Source organism: Novipirellula sp., from assembly GCF_041583735.1.
Classification (GTDB): Bacteria; Planctomycetota; Planctomycetia; order Pirellulales; family Pirellulaceae; genus Novipirellula.
In genome coordinates this window covers 22,358-28,357 of the sequence record NZ_JBFHFD010000036.1, presented here as the reverse complement: position 1 = coordinate 28,357, position 6,000 = coordinate 22,358, and the positions used below count along the sequence as shown (strand labels likewise).

Below are 6,000 nucleotides of genomic sequence, written 5' to 3'. Positions count from 1 at the left end.
CGACGCGCCGGTCGCGCCGCCGAATCGGCGCGAGTATCCGCCGAGGTGGACGTATTATTTGAAGTGGTTGCGGTCGACAAACCAGATTCCTTAGGTGGGATCATCAAGGGATGGAGCCGATGGGATCTCTTGCCAGCTCAATCCGACTCGGATCGCAGGTAGCTCGATAACGCAGCGACCGTGAACACGTGTGGATAGAGTTTTTCGTGATACCAAAGTTTGGCAAAATAAAATCCAATCGGCCAAGGCACACGATGACGTCCATCGTGGACACTTTGCAGTAGGAATTCAACGCCACGGATTATAACTTGTTTCGGGTCATTCTTCCCAGCACTCAGGCCGGTTTGGGCCAACTCGGTGGAATCCTTTGGCATTTTTCCTTGATCATTCGTGCTAAGACGTCCATTTTTACTAAAAATTGCCGTCAACGCCTCGATCGCAACCGCCGTTTCTTCGACACTGCTAGTCAATCGATCCTCAACGCGAATGCCGGCGTCGCGGAGCGATTCGCGTTTCATCCAAGGTAAAATGGACGCGCCACCACCCCATCCGCCATCGGGATTCTGCGTATTGCAGAGGTAATCGCCCCCCCGGCGGATTGTTTCCTCGCTCAAAAAACCGGCCGCCCCCGCCAACAATACTCGCGAGGTTCCGTAGACGGGGTTCTCTTCGGCCGGGTGATCTTGGTTGCCGAACCAGAGCGGAAGCCAGCTGCCATCATCGGCCTGATTGCGAGTCAAGAATCGTTCCGCCTTGCGCTTCGCCGTGTCGCTTACTCCTTTCTCGCCGAACGCACGCAATGCATGAGCGGTCAAATCGGTACTGCTGCGATCAAACGGCAGTTTTCCCCATCCGCGGCAAAAGGTCGGCCAACCGCCATCGCGATTTTGCAAATCGATCAACCACTGCTGAGCGTCCTTGATCGCAACGTCCATCTTCGCGATCTCGGTCGCTGACGAATAACGCTGCATCTGTTTCACCGCCAGCACCGCACCTGGGGTATCGTCGCCATCAGGAACGGCGCCGGACAAATCGGTCCACCCCCAACCACCGGGCTGAGCGCCGGTGAAAGGGTGGCGTTGGCGATGTTGACACCCGAGATGCCAATTGGCCAGCGACGGCGTAAACCAAGATCCGTCGTCATCCGGGTCGCCCGCCAAGGCCGAGATTGACAGCGACGTGATCCAGGTCGCTAAATTGGTATCGATCGGCCAGCTGCCGTCGGGGTTCATCGATTCACGCAGAAAGCGGATCGCGTCCCGACTGACATCGCAATCGGCACGCCCGGTTGCCGCTAAACTCATCAGAACAAAGGATGTCAGCGGCGTCGCCTCGAGGTAGCCGCCACTATCGGGTTGCATGCGACGAAGCACCTGCATCGAACGATGGACCGAAGCGGCGCGAATCAGCCGCAGTGGCAACCAAGTTTTGGAACCATGAAAGTGCCGTGCTTGGCCGATTGCCACGAGCGCCGGAATCGCATAGCTAACGACCGGCATCTGCAGCACACGGTACATCGATTGCGGAAACACGGCCGCCTCGAATGGCAATCGAGGCACATCGTCCCAGCCAACGAGCCCCGCGACTGCCATGTTCGCCAAAATCGGAACGACAAATGTCTTGTCCTTGCCGTAGCGTCGACGCAGTCCCTCGATTTGTCCTTCGGTCTGAATGTAGGACCGTAACGCAGCGAGCTGATCCGAATCGAGCCCCGCAGATCCGCTTTGCTGCGCCAACGAGGATGCCGCCAGAACCAGGTAGCTGGTCGCGATATTGGAATGACTGCGATCGGTGTCGCCGAAGCCACCATCGGCATTTTGCTGATGACAAAGGTACTGCATTCCGCAAACGATCTGGTCTTCGATCGCATCCGCACTGTCGATGGATCGCGAAGCGTGAATCAGCGTGGCCGACAAGGCGCTCACCGCGGTGGCCGTGCTCAGCGCGGACGCCGACAATTCACCGACCCAGTGTCCATCGGCCGTCCGCTGCTCTAAGAGTTCGCGGCGTAATTGATCAAGTGTGTCGCGGACGCGTTGTCGAAGATTCGATTCCATGAATTTGGCGTTCAGTGTGGACAGGCGGGCGGGGGTAGGCGGGGACGGCAGGTGGCAGGTGGCGGGCGGCATCTCCCTTAGCATGTTCCTTTCGGGGCATATCGATTATCACCGAGACGATAAACAATTCACCACACCCCCATTGATGAGTGTGGATGCCGGCGAGAACATCCTACACGCTCGCGGCGGTTCCTACTGCGCCAGCGACACGCCAGAAAAATTTTCCATCGGCATCGGTCGTTCGACACGGCGTGTTTCCACGCCTCGCTCGTAGAGTGAAACGGCGAGTCCTGCAGCGAAAAACAGAAACATGTTGACCATCGGGATGATCGTCACGTCTTGGAACATGCCGTTGCAGAAATAGGCCGCAAACGTCCCGAGCCAAACGAGTCCCCCACAGCGAATGGCAACCGAATGGCCTTCATCGCGTGCCAAATTCCAAGCCATGCTGGTGATCGTGACGAGCATCACAATGAACATCGACAAGCCGATTAACCCCGAGTCGACCAGCATCGCCAAGAATACATTGTGCTGAGCATACGGACGAGCATTCTCAAGCGGCATGTCGTAACTGCGAATGCTGTGGTACTTACTCGAGTGGGCAAAATAATGACCGAAACCATGACCGGTAATGGGACGATCTTTGAACATCTCCCAAGCCACCACCGCCAGCAGGGGACGCAGTTGAATCGATTTTTCCGCATCGGCTGACGTCAGATTCTTGTCACGTTTCATTCGCAGCAATTGGTCTTTTAATCCCAGCACCCCCGCCCCCCCAATCAAGATTGCGGTGGCCAATCCCAGCACGCGAACCCAGCGTGGCGAGTAGATCAACGCGACCACCGCCACTGTGGCAATCGCTCCCATCCACGCACTTCGCGTCAAAGTGCAGTAAACTCCCACCAGCAAAACGGTGCAAAGGGCAATATAGAACGCCCGCATACGAAAGGTGGATCGAATCACCCCTAGTACGGCAATTGCTAACGCTCCACACATCACAATCCCGTTGCCCGACGGATTTAGAAGCGGGCCGCGACCACGACCAAAGAATTCCCAATCCTTCGGGTCGACGATGTAGTGAGGGAAAACGAGGGAATGCATCCCCGAGACTTCAAAGAGTGCCATCACCGCAAGGTACAAACCGAGTCCAAGCAACATGCGATAGGCCCACTGTAGATCGGACTCTTTCACCTCGCTGATCCGGGCGATCACATACATTCCGACCGGCATGGCGATACAGAACAACCATTTAGCGATCGGGGGTGGTTCTTTTGGCGGATTTGCGCCGCCAATCACCACGCTGATCAATAGCCACACCGTGATAGCGGCGATCACCGCATCGACACGGTTGAGTTCAGGTATTTTCAGTTCGCCCATTCGCCAACGAATGGCGACAAATGCAAACATCGCAACCCACAACAAACGATCCAAACTCAATTGGATTGGGCCGTTGATCGCAAAAAACGACGGGCCGAATACAGTTCCAACCACCAGCACCAATGTCGCCAACTGAAACGTTCGGCCTGCTTGAATTAGCGGAAGCATCCAGACGATCGCTGCGAGAGCAAACAAGACAACAAGTAACATCATAATTGGGGTTTGCTTTAGTGAGTCGTTACTGCAGAGCGATGAGCATCCGCGGAATAGCCGGGGCGTCGTGTTTCACCGCCGGCAAGTTTGGCTGCCGAATCGGGGGTTCTTCCGCCGGTAAGAAGAGCAATCACACGCGGTGCAAATCGATTTAGCAGCATCGCCGCAGCGAAACACCCGACCGTCACGAGCGGGAAAAGCACCCAAAACCAAGCTCCCTTCTCTAACACCGGCCCCGCCACACGCTCGACCGCAGCACGGAGGGGAAATTCATGCATCAGATAGACAAAAAATGCGGCGCCCGATAACCGAATCACCGCTGGGTAGCGGGATTTCCAGGCCACCATCCAAATCGAAAAGCATCCGGCAACGATCGATGTTTTGTGAATCAGCAAACTTTCGACGTTGTAGTCGCTCGTGTACCAGCAATCAAAATCAGGACGCAGCATGATTCGCGCGATGATCAAATCGAACCAGACGATGACAAAACCGAACATCGTCGCGTTACTAAAGCGACCGATCCGATCGAAAACACTGGTGTGTTGGTTTGCCACGCAGCCAACGCAAAAAAAGAACAGTGTCTCGGTGTGCAGCAAGTACCATCCATGAACAATCGGAAACGGCTGATAATGACTTAGCCACAGCAATCCGGTAATCACCACGCCAAGCTTGTATGGCAATCCAGCGATTTGGCGAATGATGGGAGCGGCGATCACCAACACCATTAAATCCCGTAAAAACCACAACTGCTCCGCCGGAGGTCGCAGCAGCCACGTGGCAATCAGCTCTGGCAGCGACGCTTCCGAGGATTTTCCGTCCAGCTGCCGCACGACCACCCAAAACAGCGTCGCCACGAATCCGATCACCAAATATGGCACCAGCACGCTGCGGAATCGTTGACGCAGTTTTCGTAGGTAAGTTCGAAACGTTCCGTCATCACTGCGGAAATAGAAGAATCCCGCTGCGAACGCGAACATCGGAACCGAAAACCTCGCGAGCCCTCCGATCAAAAATTCTTGAGCTAATTGGTTCGCGGATGCCCTTTCGAGCGAAGGCGAGGACGGCGCAGCAGACTGGTAATGGATCGCGACAACAAAGATCGTTGCCAAAAAGGCAACAACTTGAAATGACTGCTTGGTTTCGGCGGACAACTCGGTTCGCACGTCTCTCGTTCCGGTCGTAACAGTTTCGCGGATTGCGTGGGCGCGGCTCATCCGAGACACGCAACCTTCGAGAGACACTTACGCTCTCGCTCGCTGAAACATAGTTCACGGTTAATCGCCAATCCGTATTTCCAAGCATGGAAATCTTGATTTGCGTGTCCGTGATACCGAAGGGTCACGCGGTAGAGGCGGCGTCAGAAAAGGCCAGCGGAGACAAATTGCCCCACGTCTACCACGCGATCGCTGGCCGAAACTCACTCATGATCGATCGCGACGTCCATCAAATGCGGTGGATCCGTCAGATCGAGAGACCTGTTATTTACCGCTTTGCACTGCAAATGCCAAACGTTGCAACTCACTCGCTAGATCCACGTTGACGACCGCGATACGCGGTGGCAGCTTCAACGTGGTGGGGGCGAAATTCAGAATCCCCGAGACGCCTAATTTGACCAGCAACGTCGCAACTTCGGCTGCGTTGTCGGCCGGCACCGCCAGGATTGCCAAACTCGGTGGCGCCGCCGTGACGACTCGCTCTAACTCCTTTGCATCGAGCACCTCGACGCCGCCAATGGTCGATCCAATTCGTGTTGGATCCACATCAAACGCAGCGGTCAATTTAAATCCAAGCCGACTAAATCCTCGATAACGCAGTAACGCGTCGCCGAGCGAACCCACACCAACCAGCACCACTTCCCACTGTTTTCCCGAACCGAGTACCTGACCGATGCGTTCGATCAACGCGTCGACCGAATAGCCCACCCCCCGCTGCCCGATCGTACCGAGTGCACTGAGATCGCGGCGGACCACAGGCGACGAAACATTCACCAGCTTGCCCAATTCTTTGCTGTTTATCGTCGTGATCTCAGAGTCGCGAAGCCGATAAAGCTCGCGAAAATAGAGGCTCAGCCGTCCCACTGCAGGTTGCGGAATCTGCGTTGGAACGTCATTTGCATGATCTGGTACTGGTTCACTCAAGCGGTCATTCCTTCCAAAGGAAAGGCCTCGAATTTACGTCAGTTTCGTTAGCGTTAGCGAACGTTGCCGACTCGGTATGGCCGACTCAGTATGGCTGTCACAATGGTGCCTGCCCAAGAATGTTCGGCCTGATAAACAGGTGACGCTATCGTACACGTTTTGAACGAGCAGCCCACAACTTTGTCGTCAATCTTGCGGATAAAGCCTTGCGGGAA

The 6,000-nt window shown here is 55.5% G+C and carries 4 protein-coding genes; all 4 read right to left on the bottom strand.

Translation table 11 applies throughout. The features are described from left to right. Nucleotides 1-137: 137 nt before the first annotated feature. A complete protein-coding gene (locus tag ABX962_RS05080; RefSeq protein ID WP_372717230.1) occupies nt 138-2,057 on the bottom strand; it encodes a prenyltransferase/squalene oxidase repeat-containing protein in 1,920 nt (639 codons plus the stop codon). Nucleotides 2,058-2,249: 192 nt separating this feature from the next. Beyond that, nucleotides 2,250-3,647, bottom strand: a complete 1,398-nt coding sequence (locus ABX962_RS05075; RefSeq protein ID WP_372717228.1) for an O-antigen ligase family protein — start codon at nt 3,645-3,647, stop codon at nt 2,250-2,252. Nucleotides 3,648-3,661: 14 nt separating this feature from the next. Next, nucleotides 3,662-4,810, bottom strand: coding sequence for an acyltransferase (locus ABX962_RS05070; RefSeq protein ID WP_372717226.1), 1,149 nt, complete (start codon nt 4,808-4,810; stop codon nt 3,662-3,664). Between the two features lie 315 nt (nt 4,811-5,125). Continuing rightward, nucleotides 5,126-5,785, bottom strand: a complete 660-nt coding sequence (locus ABX962_RS05065; protein WP_372717224.1) for a redox-sensing transcriptional repressor Rex — start codon at nt 5,783-5,785, stop codon at nt 5,126-5,128. Nucleotides 5,786-6,000 lie beyond the last annotated feature (215 nt).

What these genes read in the sequence shown, in the direction of transcription:
- ABX962_RS05080 (WP_372717230.1), bottom strand. Translation starts at nt 2,057, where the DNA reads ATGGAATCGAATCTTCGACAACGCGTCCGCGACACACTTGATCAATTA.
- ABX962_RS05075 (WP_372717228.1), bottom strand. Translation starts at nt 3,647, where the DNA reads ATGATGTTACTTGTTGTCTTGTTTGCTCTCGCAGCGATCGTCTGGATG.